Origin of the sequence: Paraburkholderia sp. XV, from assembly GCF_020177535.1 — a bacterium.
Taxonomy (GTDB): domain Bacteria; phylum Pseudomonadota; class Gammaproteobacteria; order Burkholderiales; family Burkholderiaceae; genus Paraburkholderia; species Paraburkholderia caribensis.
Genome location: NZ_JAGUUD010000016.1, coordinates 89,581 through 104,726 on the forward strand (window position 1 = coordinate 89,581; position 15,146 = coordinate 104,726).

At 61.7% G+C, this 15,146-nt stretch carries 14 protein-coding genes; 6 read left to right on the plus strand and 8 right to left on the minus strand.

Annotated features, from left to right (window positions below):
- Nucleotides 1–328 precede the first annotated feature (328 nt).
- Complete coding sequence (locus KFO72_RS11525; protein ID WP_054931238.1) at nucleotides 329–835, plus strand: hypothetical protein; 507 nt, start codon at nucleotides 329–331, stop codon at nucleotides 833–835.
- Between the two features lie 162 nt (nucleotides 836–997).
- Here KFO72_RS11525 and KFO72_RS11530 read toward each other — a convergent pair whose 3' ends face one another.
- The 3 genes from KFO72_RS11530 to KFO72_RS11540 form a co-directional block, all read right to left on the minus strand.
- Nucleotides 998–1,954: a threonine/serine dehydratase gene (locus tag KFO72_RS11530; protein ID WP_054931217.1), complete on the minus strand. Its 957-nt coding sequence runs from the start codon at nucleotides 1,952–1,954 to the stop codon at nucleotides 998–1,000.
- A gap of 11 nt (nucleotides 1,955–1,965) precedes the next feature.
- A complete protein-coding gene (locus KFO72_RS11535) occupies nucleotides 1,966–3,105 on the minus strand; it encodes a succinylglutamate desuccinylase/aspartoacylase family protein (RefSeq protein ID WP_225032123.1) in 1,140 nt (379 codons plus the stop codon).
- 163 nt (nucleotides 3,106–3,268) lie between these two features.
- A complete protein-coding gene (locus KFO72_RS11540) occupies nucleotides 3,269–3,907 on the minus strand; it encodes a LysE family translocator (protein WP_060609216.1) in 639 nt (212 codons plus the stop codon).
- A 107-nt stretch (nucleotides 3,908–4,014) separates the two neighbouring features.
- Here KFO72_RS11540 and KFO72_RS11545 point away from each other — a divergent pair, with 107 nt between their 5' ends.
- Nucleotides 4,015–4,866 carry a LysR substrate-binding domain-containing protein gene (locus tag KFO72_RS11545; protein WP_225032124.1) on the plus strand — a complete coding sequence of 284 codons (852 nt, stop codon included), beginning with the start codon at nucleotides 4,015–4,017 and terminating at the stop codon, nucleotides 4,864–4,866.
- Between the two features lie 16 nt (nucleotides 4,867–4,882).
- Here the strand turns inward: KFO72_RS11545 and KFO72_RS11550 are convergent, their stop codons facing one another.
- Nucleotides 4,883–5,461 carry an NnrU family protein gene (locus KFO72_RS11550; protein ID WP_225032125.1) on the minus strand — a complete coding sequence of 193 codons (579 nt, stop codon included), beginning with the start codon at nucleotides 5,459–5,461 and terminating at the stop codon, nucleotides 4,883–4,885.
- 219 nt (nucleotides 5,462–5,680) lie between these two features.
- Here KFO72_RS11550 and KFO72_RS11555 point away from each other — a divergent pair, with 219 nt between their 5' ends.
- A complete protein-coding gene (locus KFO72_RS11555) occupies nucleotides 5,681–6,274 on the plus strand; it encodes a DUF1007 family protein (RefSeq protein WP_060609221.1) in 594 nt (197 codons plus the stop codon).
- Entirely contained in the window at nucleotides 6,268–7,395 is a 1,128-nt protein-coding gene (locus tag KFO72_RS11560) for a nickel/cobalt transporter (RefSeq protein WP_225032126.1), read from the plus strand. The genes KFO72_RS11555 and KFO72_RS11560 overlap by 7 nt, the downstream gene beginning before the upstream one ends.
- Nucleotides 7,396–7,415: 20 nt before the next feature.
- Here the strand turns inward: KFO72_RS11560 and KFO72_RS11565 are convergent, their stop codons facing one another.
- The 4 genes from KFO72_RS11565 to KFO72_RS11580 are packed head-to-tail and all read right to left on the minus strand — an operon-like array spanning nucleotide 7,416 to nucleotide 10,364.
- Nucleotides 7,416–8,141, minus strand: a complete 726-nt coding sequence (locus KFO72_RS11565) for a GGDEF domain-containing protein (protein ID WP_225032127.1) — start codon at nucleotides 8,139–8,141, stop codon at nucleotides 7,416–7,418.
- Nucleotide 8,142: 1 nt separating this feature from the next.
- Nucleotides 8,143–8,538: a DUF1987 domain-containing protein gene (locus tag KFO72_RS11570; protein WP_225032128.1), complete on the minus strand. Its 396-nt coding sequence runs from the start codon at nucleotides 8,536–8,538 to the stop codon at nucleotides 8,143–8,145.
- 18 nt (nucleotides 8,539–8,556) lie between these two features.
- A complete protein-coding gene (locus KFO72_RS11575) occupies nucleotides 8,557–9,120 on the minus strand; it encodes a SiaB family protein kinase (RefSeq protein WP_225032129.1) in 564 nt (187 codons plus the stop codon).
- A gap of 2 nt (nucleotides 9,121–9,122) precedes the next feature.
- Nucleotides 9,123–10,364, minus strand: a complete 1,242-nt coding sequence (locus KFO72_RS11580; RefSeq protein ID WP_412101774.1) for a SpoIIE family protein phosphatase — start codon at nucleotides 10,362–10,364, stop codon at nucleotides 9,123–9,125.
- Between the two features lie 1,018 nt (nucleotides 10,365–11,382).
- Here KFO72_RS11580 and KFO72_RS11585 point away from each other — a divergent pair.
- Nucleotides 11,383–13,803, plus strand: coding sequence for a membrane-bound PQQ-dependent dehydrogenase, glucose/quinate/shikimate family (locus tag KFO72_RS11585; RefSeq protein ID WP_225032131.1), 2,421 nt, complete (start codon nucleotides 11,383–11,385; stop codon nucleotides 13,801–13,803).
- A 92-nt stretch (nucleotides 13,804–13,895) separates the two neighbouring features.
- Complete coding sequence (locus tag KFO72_RS11590; RefSeq protein ID WP_225032132.1) at nucleotides 13,896–14,939, plus strand: porin; 1,044 nt, start codon at nucleotides 13,896–13,898, stop codon at nucleotides 14,937–14,939.
- Nucleotides 14,940–15,146 lie beyond the last annotated feature (207 nt).

Sequence of the window (15,146 nt, forward strand, 5' to 3'; positions counted from 1 at the left end):
GACGAAAACGCTGATTTCTCATGACGTGCACGCCGCAAGCATACTATTCAACGGATACCCGAAGGAAACGCGATGCGCAGGCGATGAGCTGCATCAATTTGATGCCGATTTGCCGAGCAGGCGACGTTATCGATCTGCGCCAGGACGATGAGCGGATACGTCAGTTAACTCATCTGTCGAAAATGCGGTTCATCGTTGCGGTTTCGCAAACGTGCGCCCGCGCCGATGCGCTGGATCGATGCGGCGAGTTTCGTTGGACTCGATTACGCTACACGTCATTGACGCGGACTACGCGTTGAACCATCGCTCCATCCGGGAGGACAGCGCCATGAGCACACTGCTGGGCAAACTCAAACACGAAATCCTGAAAGCGCTGCCCCCTACGATCTTCTTCTTTGTCATTCTTCACATCGTAGCCATCATCCGTGCGTTGATGATCAAAGGCACGGGAATATCCATGCCCGTCTCGGGCTCAGTGCTGATCGCGTCGCTCGTGCTCGGTAAATCAGTCCTTTTCGCAGACATGTTGCCGTTCATCAATCGCTTTCCAGAAAAGCCCCTGGTCTGGAATGTCGCGTGGAAAACGCTGATGTACGCGCTCGTTGCCCTCGCGGTTCACTATCTGGAGCGGCTGTATGAATCCTGGAAGGAAGCGTCCAGCTTTGTTGCGGCGAATTCCCTTCTATGGGCAGACGTGAACTGGGCTCGCTTCTGGGCAGTGCAGATTCTGCTCGTCACGCTGATCCTGATGTACTGCGTGATTGCGGAACTTGCACGCGTTATCGGTCGCGACAAGCTCAGGTCGATGTTCTTCGGTCCCATCGCAGCAAACTGACAACCCCGCAAAGCGACCGCGTATTAGACCAAAGGTCAATATCCAATTGAACGCGCAGTTTTCATCCTGGGTACACGACCGCGCCGTGTTAAGCGATTCGCCAATACTCACCGAAGGTCGCTTCGTAACCGGTAACGCCGATTAAGCGCACGGCATATCGGTTCACTGCACGGCAGCGACGAACTTGTCGAGCATGATGTTCCGCCCGCACAGCACCACGGCAACGGCCTGACCACGGTACGCAGGCGCGACTTGCAAGAAGCTGGCAAGCGCGACGCCTGCGGCTCCTTCCACCATCCAGCGGTCCGTCTGCGCGAGCCGTTTCATCGCCGACCTGATTTCATCTTCGCTGACCAGCACGCAACGGTCGATCACCCGTTGCGCGATCGGCAAGGTAATCGTGTCTGGCTCCACCCCGCCCGCCGTGCCGTCCGAAATCGTGTCCGTCTCCTCGACATCGATCACCTTGCCTGCCTGAATGCAGCGATAGAGCGTCGTCGCATTCGCGGGCCAGCATCCCACTACGTCCGTACCCGCGCCCGACGCCTTGATTGCCGAGCCGATGCCGGAAATCAGCCCGCCGCCGCCCACCGAAGCGAACACTGCGGCAAGACCGGGCAGTTGCTCGTTCAGTTCGACGCCGATGGTCCCCTGCCCGGCAATCACATCGATGTCGTTGTAGGGCGAGACAAACGGCAACCCTGCGTCTTTTGCGCGCCGCGCCGCTTCCAGTTCGACCTCCAGCGTGGATGCGTCGATGGTCACGACAGATGCGCCGAGCGCGCGTATCGCGTTCAGCTTGACGGGCGAAGCGGACACCGAAGCATAGACGGTCACGGGCACGCCCGCGAGCTTACCCGCGAGCGCGACGCCCTGGCCGTGATTGCCCGTCGATACCGTCGCGACGCCGCGACGTCGAACGTCGGCATCGAGCAGCCGCAACTTGTTCGACGCGCCGCGAAACTTGAACGACCCGGTATGCTGCAGATGCTCGCACTTCAGATAGACGTCGCACCCCGTCTGCTCCGACAGCAGCGCGCTGTGTTCCAGCGGCGTCACGCGCACTTGCGGACGGAGCGCCCGATGCGCGTCGAGAATGCGTTCGTAGAGGTCATCCATCGTCAGGCCCTTTAGAAATCGTTCAACAGATTGCCAGCCTTGCGGCCCGGCAGCGGCACGATGCCGGCGAGCAGCGCAATGCGCTGCCCCGCTTTCACGAGCTTGAAATGCTGTGCAACGACGAAGAGGCCGTCGACATCGCTGAGCACGACGTCGCGCGGCGCATCTGGCAGCGCATCGATACGCACGATCTCCGCGATCGCATCGCCGCGCGCAACGGCATCGCCCGGTTGCTTCCGATACACGACAATGCCCGTGGACGGCGCACTCACATGCGAAACGCCTTCAAGAGGATAGACGCGCGGCTCGACTTCGCCATCCGTAGCGCGTTCGTCGTAGTCGATGATCGACTCGGCTGCGAGAAAGCGCAGGATGCCCTGCGCATCCGCGATGGCAAGCTCGTCGCTGACGTCGCCCTGGCCCCGCAACTCGATGGACGCGCCAAAGCCGCTGTGCTCCGCATCGACGAGACCCGCCGACGACAACACGTTCCAGGGCTCCATGAACGCCTCATCGAACGGTCCGCCGCCGGCGCGGTCTTCGAGAAACACAGCCTCGATACGCAGCGCTTTCGCGAGGCGCAGCGCGCGCGCTTGTTGCGCGCGAGTGCTGTACAGATGCAGGATGCCGCTCGTATCGCAATGCAGATCGAGCAGGATGTCGTGCCGCAACGCTTCGCGCAGCAGATGCGACTTCATGGCCCGGACAGGATCGCGCGGTTCGTGCGCTGCCAGCAACCCGTCGAACAGCGACTTGAAGGGCGCGACCTCGTTGCGCTCGAAGCGCGTTTCATCCAGCGCCTGTTCGACTGCGCCCGCAATCGACGGAAAATGACGGTTGAAGTTTTCGCCGTTCTCGAGATTGAAGCGCCCCGTCGGCATGCCGAAAATGCGCTGGCTCATTCCGATCGGGTTTGCAAACGGCAACACGACCACGCGCCCTTTGACGCGCGCGTCTTTATCGAGCGCCGTCAGCATGCGCAGCAGATGATGGACGACGAGCAGGCCAGGATGCTCATCGGCATGTAGCCCCGCCTGGATATAGGCGCTGCGTGGTGTCTCGCCTGATCCGTCGAATGTGTAGCTGATCAGCTGATGCGCCGCGCCGGGCGCAACCTGAGGCAGGTCCGTCGTCTCTTTGCGTACCGTCACGTCGATCTCGCCCCTTTCAAAGGTTGGTCGAAACGTCCACGTTCACCGTTGGAGACTACGAAGTCTCATATGGACATTTACGTCCATAATAGACCACCTACGATTTATTTATCAAGCGCGACCCGTCGGAAGAGTAGTCCGGGCCACTGGTGGCGCAGAGACATCACGCGGACAGATTCCAGTGCCACGCATCCAGCGCCATTTTCGTGCCGAGCGCGAAAAGCATCGCGCCCATCACGCAGCGTTGCGCGACGAGCCAGGTCGGCCGTGTCGAAAGAAACCTGGCGAGATTGCCCGAGAACGTCGCGACGGCCGTATTGACGGAAGCGAACGCGAAGATCAACGAAAAGCCCAGCGTCAGCGACTGCCCGAACACGCCGCCCGCCCGATAGTCGATGAACTGCGGCAGTAACGACAGAAAGATGAGTGCAAGCTTCGGGTTCAGCAGACTCGTCGTCGCGCCCATCGCGAACAGGCGGCGCGGCCTTTCGATCGACGCCGCCTCGATCTGCAACGGCGAGCGCCCGCCCGGCCTGAGCATCTGCCACGCCAGATAAAGCAGGTAGAGCGCGCCAGATACGGCGAGCACGCGGCCTGCGCCGGGTATCGCAAGAAACAGCGTGGTGATCCCGAACGCAGCGCCGAACATATACGTCAGATAGCCGAGCATCACACCCGCCAGCGAGATCAGCCCCGCCTTCGTGCCCTGCGAGACCGAACGCATCATCACATAGACCATGTTGGGACCGGGCGTCACGGCCAGCATGCCACCCACCGTCATGAATTCGACCATCGTTCTCATGCGCTACCTCGTCACGTCCGTGATGCCTATCGCGATTGCAGTATCGGAGTGCACGAAAGCTAAGTAAAACGATTTAAACTGAATGAATTATTCAATTTTTCTGACTGATGAAAAAACTCGATCTCGACGTGCTGGAAATGGTCGTCGCCGTGGCCGACACCGGCTCGTTTGCTCGCGCCGCGACGTCCCTGCATCGCACGCCTTCCGCTGTCAGCATGCAGATCAAGACTATCGAAGAAGCGCTCGGTAAGCCGCTCTTCGTGCGGACGACGCGCAACGTCGCCCTGACCGAGGAAGGCAGGACGCTGATCGATTACGGCCGGCGCATGCTGGCGATGCGCGAAGAAGCGTGGTCGTCGGTGGTGCGCCCGGAAATACGCGGGCGCGTGACGATCGGCGTTCCCGACGACTACGCGTCGTCGCTGCTGCCAACCGTGTTGCGCAAATTCGCGGTTGCACATCCGCGCGTGCAGGTTCGCGTGCTCGGAATGCCGAGCAGCGCGCTCGTTCCCCTGCTCAAGGACAATACGCTCGATCTGGCGTGCATCACGAAGACGCGAGGCGTCACAGGCGCGCCGATACGTTCGGAGCCCATGGTGTGGGCCGCCGCGCGTGGCAACCAGCAGATATGGAAAGAGCGCCCGCTGCCCATCGCCGTGTTTGCGCCCGGCAGCACGGCGCGCGCGCATGCGATCGGCGCGCTGCAGCAGGCCAACATCAAATACCGGATGTCGTATGAAAGCCCTAGTCTGCTAGGGCTGATCTGCATGGTCGAAGCAGGTCTCGCCGTGGCGCCGCTCGCGCGATGCAGCGTTCCGGCGCATCTGGCGCAACTTGGGGAAGCCGAAGACTTGCCGCCGCTGGGCGCACTCGAAGTCATTCTTGCTCGTAGCGCGCGTTCGGCCCGGCCGCCGTGCGACTTTCTCGCCGAGCAGATGTTGGCCGATCTGAGACCGTAAGTCTTTCCGTCGCGCTTCAGGCGAAAGGCTTTACGCCGATCAGCCAGCCGTGCAAGAAGAACGCGAACGCAACCCAGATGATGACACCCGCAACGACGGGCACTACATCGCCCGACAGTCGCCCTGTCGGATACACCACGCCTTCCGCACGATCCCGTCGAAGCGCAGCAGCCATATCGAAGACCGCCCAAACGAAAAACGCGCCGAACAGCACCAGCGCGTTCAAGGTCCCGTTCGCCAGCAGATGCGCCAACGCCCATAAAACGACGGCCAAGGTCATCGGATGCCTGAAGATGGCCTTGAAGTGGTTGCCGGGTGCATGCGCAGCGGGAAATAGAATGAACGCGGCAAACGTCAACAGGCCCGCGAGATGCGGCGCCCATGCGGGCGGCGACCAGAGCACGACCGGCTCGCGCCGCGCGATGCCATAGCCCCAGATAATCAGCACGAAGCCGACCAGCGACACCACCGAATACGCCGCCTTCCATTTCTTCTCGCCCATCCGCGCGATGCGCGCCTTGCGCCAATCTTCCGCGAAGATGCGGACGGAATGTCCGCCCAGGAATAGCAGCAACCCCAAGATCAGTATCGACATGACGGCTCCTCATGACAGACATCGACGGATGGCGACGGTTGTCACGCATGATGGCACGCCATGCCCATTTCGTGGTGCGGCAGGCGCCCCATCATTGCTCATGCGACAATGACGCGCTTTCTCGCGCTATCGCCTTACTCCTGAAAGAAAGCAACGGCATGCTCGATCGTGCTTCGAGACTTGCCGGCGTGTCATCGTAGAATTTAACAATCAAAAGCGATGTTGAATCTTTCTGTCATCAGGCGGCTCATCGGCGTCGCCCTGTTCGTCGTATCCGGGATAGCTGCCGCGCATCCGCACGTATGGATACGGTTTTCGGCGCGTGTGCAAATGCAAGGCACGTCCGTGATTTCGATAGCGCAAACGTGGCGCTTTTCAGAAGGCTTTCCGGTTCAGCTCGTCGGTATCGATACCTTGCCTGACAACGGGCCGCTCGACGCCAGGCAGACCGCGATCTTCCGCGAACAGGCATTTTCATCGCTGGCGGGCGCTCAGTACTTCAATCATCTGTTCGTCGACGGCGAGGCGCAACACCTGGCGGAGCCCGCAGGTTTTCGCGTATCGGTGGACCATGGCAAGCTCGTCTACACCTTCACGTTGGCGCTGAAAAAACCAGTCGACGTGAGCACGCACAAGGTTTCACTCGGCATCTGGGACGATTCGTTCTTCGTCGATTACGAACCCGACGGCGCAAACGCGGTGACGATAGACGGACACGCCGCGTCCAGCTGCGCAGCGAAACCCTTCCAGGACCGCGCGCATCCGATCTTCAACGGCATCGTCGTGCCGCAAGCGACAGCAATATCATGCTGACAGTCGAACGCGCAGTCCTGCATATCCTGTTTGCGTTTTGCGTCGCAGTCGCAAGTCTTGCGCTCGCGGCGCCGTCGCATGCAGCATCGGCCGCCGTCGATGTTTTCGGCCGGTCCGTTCAATCGGCATCGTCACCGGCGCAAAGCGCGAGCCCAACGCACGCGCCATCTGCCAGCGAGACCCGTCACACTTTCGTGCTACCCGAGTTCGCACGCACGGCGCTGGCGACATCGATCATCTGGCAAGGCAGGCTCAACGCGCGCATCGCCGACGCCGCGCAACAACTGCACCGCGCGTCGACGCCCTGGACATGGCTCACGTTGATCGGCCTCGCATTCCTTTACGGCGTGCTGCATGCGCTCGGTCCAGGACACGGCAAGCTGGTCGCCGGCACCTGGCTCGGCTCGCGCGACACGCGCATCGCGCAGGCCGTCGCGCTGGCGAGCTGGAGCGCAACCGTCCAGGCGATGAGCGCGATCGTGCTCGTGTTCGGCGCGGTGTGGTTTGCGAAGGCGGGCGTCTCGAGCGTGCTGTCGAACGCGGCATCGCTCGATATCGTCAGCTATGTTCTGCTTTGTGTCGCGGGCGGCTGGACGATCTACGGCACCCTCGCGCGCCGCGACTGCTGCGTCGACACACGCGCACTGAAGCTCGTGCCCGCTGAGCGCCAGGCGGCCGCGTCGCCGACGTCCGAACACGAACCCGCTTATCTCGGCACGAAACTGCAACTGCACATGCGGCAATCCGGCGGCGCAACGCGATTCGGGACATCGAAATTTTCAGCGACGTCCCAGATCCTTGCGACCGGGTTTGCATCGGGCGTGCGGCCGTGCGTCGGGTCGATCTTCGTGCTGATCGCATCGGTTGCAGCGCACGCGCCGTGGATAGGCATCGCGGCGACGTTTGCCATCGGCGCGGGCGTGGCAGTGACCGTTAGCCTCTTCGGCCTGAGCGCCGTGGGCGCGAACCGGTTCATCATGGCGCGCAGTTTTCGTCTTCGCGCGCGGATCGAAACGACCAGGCGCGTTGTCGCCATCACGGGCGCACTCGTTATCGTACTGTTCGGCGCCGTGCAAGCTGCGCTTATTCTGAGCGGCTACGTGCAACCTGCATTGACGTAACAGAAGAACACGCCGGCGCTTTACGGACTCGCAAATTCCACCCGGTTTCGCCCGCCGCGCTTGGCGCGATAGAGCGCGGCGTCCGCGACGCCATACGCGGTGTCGAAACTGGTGCCCGCAGGGTTCGCACTGACGCCGAAGCTGGCCGTGATGTGACGGTCCACAGGCGACGCAAAGACATGCTTGCCGATCGCCTCACGCATGTTCTCGGCTAGCCGAAGCGCATCGTCCACTTCATGCCCCGGAAGCAACACGGTGAATTCTTCGCCGCCCACGCGCCCGATAAAGCCCCGCTCGCCGACGATTCGCCGCAAGCACGCAACGATACCCATGATCACGGCATCGCCCGCCGGGTGGCCGAAATCGTCGTTGACCCGCTTGAACTCGTCGATATCGAGAATGATCATGACCGCGCTGTCACGACGCAAGACCTTCGACGCCCGCTCGATCACCGCGCTACGGTTGAACACACCCGTTAGCGCGTCGTGCGTCGCGCGATGCGCCAATTGCTGGGCAAGCGCCTGCATCTCGCGTTCTGCGCGATCGCTACGGCCGATCAGGCGCCGCGTCTCGCGCATCAGACGCTCGAAATGCCCAATGAGCTCGCCTAGCGACTGGCGATAATCGTCCGCATCCGCAGCCGCCGTTGCTTGGATTGCACGTGCCTTCTCGAGCGCCTCGTTCTCATTCTGGAACAGATCCGGCGCATCGCTTGCGGGCGCATCCACTGAGGAAATGCGCGGCACCTTATTGTCCCTGGTGAGCGACTGGGCGATCGGTGAATTCGATCGCGTGGAAATCGGCCTTCAGCTCTTCGCCGAACTCGAAAATGGTTTCGTCTTCTTCGTCGCGATACCAGTTCATCAGCACGCGGCTGCCCGATTGCGCGGCTTCGTCCAGTGCATCGAACACGCTGAACAGCATTTTCGTGCTGGAGCTATTGAAGTAGGTCAGAACGACGTCGACGGTGACCACCGCGCCGGCCGACTCCGCGAGGTACTGACGCAACTGTTCGATGATCGGCGCGTAGAACGCCGCTGCATTCTCTGGGTACGACTCGCCCCTGAGCAGCAGCGAATGCTGGTCGAACCGAAAGTCGACTTCCGGAGAGGTCACCGTTGCGTCAATGTAGAGATTGTCCATAGCTCGTGCGCCTTTTACTCAGATGATGGCTTTGAGGCAAAACAGCGTGGTTCCGGGTTCGTCGGCACGCGGATGAAAAGCGAATTCAAGCGGCGCGCTTGCGTCGCGCGCCATCGTCAGGAAACCCAGACCCGCGCCCTTGCTTTCCTCGGGCGTGTCGGCCCTCAATGTGATCTTGTAGGCCTGCTTGATCTCTTCAACCGACATGCTGCGCAGCGGCTCCAGCTTGTTGCGCAAACCGTCGACATCTTCCGCTGCAATGGGATTGACGCACATCATCAGATGTCTTTCGCCGTCGGTGGTGATGCACACCGCGCCTTCGCGAATGGAGCCGCCGCCGTCGTTGCCGGGCTGCAGGGAATCGGACGAATAGTGGACGATGTTCTGCGACAACTCGACAAACGACGAGAACAGCTTGCGTCGCGTGGGCCCGCTCACGCCCGCGATTTCCAGTTGCAGTTTCACGACCTCGCCCATGGCGGCTACGATGTTATGAGAGAAATAACCCTTGTGATAGAAGAGGACGTTTCGCCGCTGCGCCAGATCGAAAAAGGCGCTGTCTTGATCGAGTAGTTGAGACATGCTTATTGGTCGGTAATGCGGGCACAAAACAGGGTGAGGTCATCGCGGCGTGGTTGCGCGCCTTGCCAATCGGCAAGCGCCTGCCGCAGTTTTTCGCAGATTGCCGACGGTGCTTCGCCACGGTTCGCGAGAATCAGGTCTAACGCGCGGCGGCGTCCAAAGCCGATATTCTTCGGACCGCCAATCTGGTCGATGAGACCGTCCGTGCAAATGAACAGCAGGCTGCCGGGCGGCACTGCAATCTTGCGCAGCTTCCATTCGTAGTCGGCAAGACTGTCGACATAGCCAACACCCATCCGGTCGCCCGCAATTGTTTCGAAGTGGTCGGCCTGAGGCGCGAGAATATGCAAAGCGATCCTCGCGCCGGCGAAATGCAGCTGGCTTTCCCTTGCATCGAACCAGAAGAATGCAGCGTCGAGGCCGTCATCGGATTGCGACACTTCGGCCGCGCTGTGCACCTGGCCCAGCAAGCTCTTCACGTTGCGGTTGACTGCCGCAAGCAAGGCAGCGGGGTCGCGCGGTCCGATCTGTTCGAGCGCCTGCGACAGCGATGCCGATGCGAGCAGCGTCATGAATGCGCCGGGCACGCCGTGACCGGTGCAGTCGGCTGCGGCACCGAACCAGCCATGCGGGAACGCAGCAAAATGATAGAAGTCGCCGCCGACCACATCGCGCGGCTCCCATACGAGTGCCGCATCGGAAAGCCTCTCGGCCAGCGTGTCCCGCGACGCACGCAGCATCGCGCGCTGGATCACGCTCGCGTACTCGATGCTCTGCATGATCTGCCGGTTTCTTTCCGCCTGCATTTCGGCCACTGCGCCCAGAAGCTGAAGTCCGCTTCCAAGCCCTGCAAAGTAGCCGTCGCGCGTCACGATAAAACCGTCCACCAGCGCCTTTTCGCCGACTTCGACGGTCTTGAAGGTAAGCGCTTCAATGCTCATGTCGGCGTCGACGACGAGCGGTTCCTTATCCATGAACGCGATGCAGCTCTTCTTGTCGTAAAGCTCGCGGTGGAAAGGCTTGCTCATTTGCGACAGGAAGATATCGCGATTGATCAGCCCGATGGGCCGATTGCCTTCGATCACAGCGAGACTCTTCATGTCGTGACGCGAAGAGAAAATCTCCATGACCACCGAGTTCGGATCTTCTGCGTCGACGGATGGAACCTGCTGACACAGGTCGCCGGCAGAGTGAGGTTCTCCCTGTGCGGACGGACGGCGTAACCGTGAAAACGCGGGATGCATGGCGATGCGAGCCAGTCGGTGAAGAAACCCTGCACGCTAATATTTCTCTGTGTACTTTGCGTGACAGCGAGTCGTTTCTTTAGACAATAAATAGAAAATTGGCTCGCCCTTTCTATTCAATTTTCAGATTGAAACTGTAAAAGAACTACTCTTTAGCGATATTCACCGCAATACATGTGCGTGCAAACGTTTGCTATTCTGGAAAACGAAATGCGGTTGACGTACTGCCGTTTTGCGTAACACCAACAGACTTGAAGCCGTTCTTTTACACACGACATATTCATTGCACTCAATACATCGCAAACGATTGCCTGATGCGAACTGTACCGGATTACTTCAGAAAAAAGAATGACACTCCTGAAGAAATACAAATCAGGAGTGTTCAGAGTCATTAGCGAAACATCAAGCCGTCGATCTCCACAACCCGCTTCTCCCTGATCGACTGCTCAGCTGCCAGGCCGATTACGACAGCCTTCAACCCATCCTGCACCGACACCCGACCGTTCAGCCGCGCGCACGTCGACGTAGGCTTCGAACTCGTCGTGCGCGCCAACACGTCAAGCGCCGGCTCGGGTCACGACGCGTAATCGGAAGCGCTAAGGGCGACGCGGGACGGACACGGCAAAACACGCTCGAAGGAGCCGGAGGAATCGGGCCACGCGAGGCAGGTGCGGGCTTCCCGACAGTATCCGCGTGTTTTGCGTTAAAATGTACGAACTAGTTAGTTTTATGTGAAGCGCGTCGTCGTTTCAGGCGCGTTCGCCTACATCGCATCCGTCGCGCCCCAGCCATCGCCCGGTGCGCGATGCGGCGATGCTCACGGCTCAGTGCAAAGAGGCTTCGCGCCGTTAGAAGCGCGTGCCAATGCGTGCTGCGTAAGCTCCGACCGAACTCCCGCCCGAGCCAACCCGTCTCGATGGAAGCGAACGCGCGTCGACCTCGCGGCCGGCTGCACGCGAACGCCTGGCCCCGTGGCGCCTCGCATACCCCAACTTTTGCGTACCCATAAAGACAAGCAATGTCCAAGCAACCTCAAACTAAGCCACTATCGACGACGGCCCGCGTCGGCCTGGCGCTCGCCGGCGCGCTCGGCCTGCTGCTCGGCCTGTACTTCGCGATCGGCGGCGCGCTGCTCGTCGCGCGCGGCGGCACCTGGTATTACCTTCTGATGGGCCTCGCCGTCTGCGCGACGGGCATCCAGCTCGTGCGACGCAAATCGAGTGCATGCGTGATCTTCGCGCTCGTGATCATCGCGACCGTGTTGTGGGCAATCTGGGAAAGCGGATTCGACTTCTGGCCGCTGCAGGCCCGCATCTTCATGTTCACGATGATCGGCATGCTGCTCGCGCCCGTGTACCCCGCGTTGCGCCGCTTCCAGGGCAAGCGCCCGGCGAAGGGCGCCGCGTGGACGGCGGGCCTCGCGCTGCTCGCGTGCAACGCGCTGTTCGTGTACGGCATGTTCGTGCCGCACGGCACGTTCGGCACCGGGACCAACGCGATCGACGCCAGGGGCGATGCCGGCCCCGGCGACTGGTCGGCGTACGGCCATTCGGCGGGCGGCGATCGCTTCGTGGGCTCCTCGCAGATCGATCGCAACAACGTGAAGAACCTGCAGGTCGCATGGACCTACCACACGGGCGACGTGCCCGTCAGCCCGGGAGGCGGCGGCGCGGAAGATCAGGAAACGCCGCTGCAGATCGGCGACACGCTGTTCCTGTGCTCGCCGCACAACACGGTCATCGCGCTCGACGCCGCGAACGGCCGCGAGAGATGGCGTCATGAATTCCCGACGAGAACGACGGTGTGGGTGCGCTGCCGTGGCCTCGCGTATTTCGACGCGACGAAACCCGTGCAGCAGCCGAGCGTCGCCGGCTCGACGCCCGTCACGCCCGTCGCGCTGCCGGACGATCACGCCGCCTGCCGCCGCCGCATCTACATGAACACGATCGACGCGCAACTCGTCGCGCTCGATGCGGACACGGGCAAGCTGTGCGAGGACTTCGGCAAGCACGGCGTGATCGACCTCAAGGCCGGCCTCGGCCACGCGGCGAGCCCGCTGTACGAACTGACGTCGCCGCCGACCGTCGCGGGCACGACCGTCGTGACGGGCGGGCGCGTCGCGGACAATGTGTCGCTCGACATGCCCGGCGGCGTGGTGCGCGGCTTCGACGTGATCACGGGCACGATGAAGTGGGCGTTCGATCCGGGCAACCCGCAAGACAAACAGGCGCCCGCGCCCGGCAAGACCTTCGTGCGCTCGACCCCCAATGTGTGGGCGCCGATGTCGTACGACGCCGCATCGAACACCGTGTACATGCCTGTCGGCAGCGCGGCGATCGATCTGTGGGGCGTGAAGCGCACGAGGCTCGATGAATCCTACGGCGCCTCGATTCTCGCGCTCGACGCAACCACCGGCGCCGAGAAGTGGCACTTCCAGACGGTCCACCACGATCTGTGGGACTACGACGTGCCGATGCAGCCCACCCTCGTCGATTTCCCCGTCGACGGCAAGACGGTGCCGGCGCTGATCGTCGGCACGAAGATGGGCCAGTTGTTCGTGCTCGATCGTCTGACGGGCAAGCCGCTGACGAAGGTGATCGAACAACCGGTCAAATCCGCGACGGTTCCAGACGAACCGTATGCGAGGACCCAGCCGTTGTCGGTCGGCATGCCGCAGATCGGCGCCGATGTGCTGAAGGGCGCCGACATGTGGGGCATGACGCCCGTCGATCAGATGATGTGCCGCATCATCTTTCACGGCATGCGCTACGACGGACTGTTCACCGCGCCGGACACGGACACGTCGCTGAGTTTCCCCGGCTCGCTCGGCGGGATGAACTGGGGCGGGCTGTCGTACGACCCGAACGCGGGCATGATCTTCGTGAACGACATGCGCCTCGGGCTGTGGGTTCATCTCGTCAAGGAAGAGCGCAAGGGTGGCACGTCGAACGGTAACGAAGCCGTCAACGCAGGCATGGGCGCGGTGCCGCTCGGCGGCACGCCGTATTCGGTGACGAAAGACCGCTTCTTCTCGCCGCTCGGCATTCCGTGCCAGAAGCCGCCATTCGGCAGCCTGACGGCGATCGATCTGAAAACGCGCAGCATCGCGTGGCAGGTGCCGCTCGGCACGGTGCGCGACACGCGCCTGTGGGGCGTGCAGATGCACATGCCCACGCCGATCGGCATGCCGACGATCGGCGGTTCGCTCAGCACGGGCGGCGGCCTTGTGTTCTTCGCGGCGACGCAAGACTACTACCTGCGCGCGTTCGACAGTTCGACGGGCAAGGAAGTCTGGAAGGCACGGCTTCCCGTGGGCAGCCAGGGCACGCCGATGAGCTACGTGCTCAACGGCAAGCAGTACATCGTGATCTCGGCGGGCGGCGCGCGTCAGTCGCCGGATCGCGGCGACTATGTGATCGCCTACGCGCTGCCGCAATAACGCGTGCAGTGCGAGTCCGATGCGCGTGCGTTCGCTGCGCGCATCGGATGCTGGCCGGCGTGCCGGTTTCGCACAGACTCCTCTCTTCCCTCATGAAACGTTCATTACTTGCGTCGCCTGCTGTGCGACGCACGTCCATTGCATTCGCCGTGCTCGCCGCGCACGTCGCCAGCGCTCACGCGCAAGCGTCCGTCACGCTGTACGGCGCACTCGATACCAGCATCGAAATCACCAATCCGGGCGCGGGCTACGTCGCGCGCATGGATTCCGGCGCGTATCGCGGCTCGCGGGTGGGACTACGCGGCGCGGAAGATATCGGCAACGGTGTGCAGATCGTGTTCGACCTGGAGAATGGATTCAGCTCGGGCAACGGCTCGCTTGCCGTCGCGAATACGATCTTCAATCGCCAGGCGTGGATCGGCGCAACGACGCCGTATGGCGCTGTGCGCATCGGTCGCCAGTATTCGCCGATTTACATCCCGTTCAAGGGACAACTCGACGCGTTCGGTGCAGGCACGATCGCCTCGGGCCTGAACAATCTGTCGAAGATCACGCCGTACGCGAGCAACGCGATCACCTATCTGTCACCCGAATTCCACGGCTTCTCGACGACACTGATGGCGATGGTGCGCGACGCCGCCGACGGAGACGGCAACGGCCTCGCGGGACATATCGAAACCTTCGCGTGGCGCAACGGCCCGTTGCGGGTTTCCTATGCGCATCAACAGATGCATGGCGACGGCGCGTTGCGGGCCAATCTTGGCGGCATGTCGTACGCGTATGGGGCGTTGACCGGCTTCGTCTCGTTCTTCAATAGCGACGGCGGCACGCCGCGTTATCACAACGACGGTGTGTCGGTGTCGGCGCGCTACGCGGTCAATGGGCGGTTTCGCGCTTCGCTCGGCTATGCGTATCTGCGCGATCGCTCGGGCGGCGACAATAATGCCGACCAGTTTAGTGCTGCCTGTGAATATGATCTGTCGAAACGCGTATTGCTTTATGCGAGCGCGGGCTGGTTGAGAAATCATGGGCAAGGTGAATTCACGCTCAAGGGTGTGAATGTCGCGGGACTAACGCCGTCGTGGCCGGGGGCGGCGGTGCGAGGCGTGCAGTTGGGGGTGATTGATCGCTTTTAGGTGGGGGGGCATTGCGTTGCCGTTCGGTGGTTTGGGTTTTGGGTTTTGGGTTTTGGGTTATGGGTTTTGGGTTTTGGGTTTTGGGCTGGCATCCGCGATTTGTTAGCTCGCTTCACGCGTCGGTGTTCTGGGGTTTTCGCTGGCATCCGCGTTACGTTAGCTCGCTTCACGCGTCGCCCCTGTGCGGGGCGGCACCTACTTTTCTTT

What these genes read in the sequence shown, in the direction of transcription:
- KFO72_RS11525 (WP_054931238.1), top strand. Translation starts at nt 329, where the DNA reads ATGAGCACACTGCTGGGCAAACTCAAACACGAAATCCTGAAAGCGCTG.
- KFO72_RS11530 (WP_054931217.1), bottom strand. Translation starts at nt 1,954, where the DNA reads ATGGATGACCTCTACGAACGCATTCTCGACGCGCATCGGGCGCTCCGT.
- KFO72_RS11540 (WP_060609216.1), bottom strand. Translation starts at nt 3,907, where the DNA reads ATGAGAACGATGGTCGAATTCATGACGGTGGGTGGCATGCTGGCCGTG.
- KFO72_RS11545 (WP_225032124.1), top strand. Translation starts at nt 4,015, where the DNA reads ATGAAAAAACTCGATCTCGACGTGCTGGAAATGGTCGTCGCCGTGGCC.
- KFO72_RS11550 (WP_225032125.1), bottom strand. Translation starts at nt 5,461, where the DNA reads ATGTCGATACTGATCTTGGGGTTGCTGCTATTCCTGGGCGGACATTCC.
- KFO72_RS11555 (WP_060609221.1), top strand. Translation starts at nt 5,681, where the DNA reads ATGTTGAATCTTTCTGTCATCAGGCGGCTCATCGGCGTCGCCCTGTTC.
- KFO72_RS11560 (WP_225032126.1), top strand. Translation starts at nt 6,268, where the DNA reads ATGCTGACAGTCGAACGCGCAGTCCTGCATATCCTGTTTGCGTTTTGC.
- KFO72_RS11570 (WP_225032128.1), bottom strand. Translation starts at nt 8,538, where the DNA reads ATGGACAATCTCTACATTGACGCAACGGTGACCTCTCCGGAAGTCGAC.
- KFO72_RS11575 (WP_225032129.1), bottom strand. Translation starts at nt 9,120, where the DNA reads ATGTCTCAACTACTCGATCAAGACAGCGCCTTTTTCGATCTGGCGCAG.
- KFO72_RS11580 (WP_412101774.1), bottom strand. Translation starts at nt 10,364, where the DNA reads ATGCATCCCGCGTTTTCACGGTTACGCCGTCCGTCCGCACAGGGAGAA.
- KFO72_RS11585 (WP_225032131.1), top strand. Translation starts at nt 11,383, where the DNA reads ATGTCCAAGCAACCTCAAACTAAGCCACTATCGACGACGGCCCGCGTC.
- KFO72_RS11590 (WP_225032132.1), top strand. Translation starts at nt 13,896, where the DNA reads ATGAAACGTTCATTACTTGCGTCGCCTGCTGTGCGACGCACGTCCATT.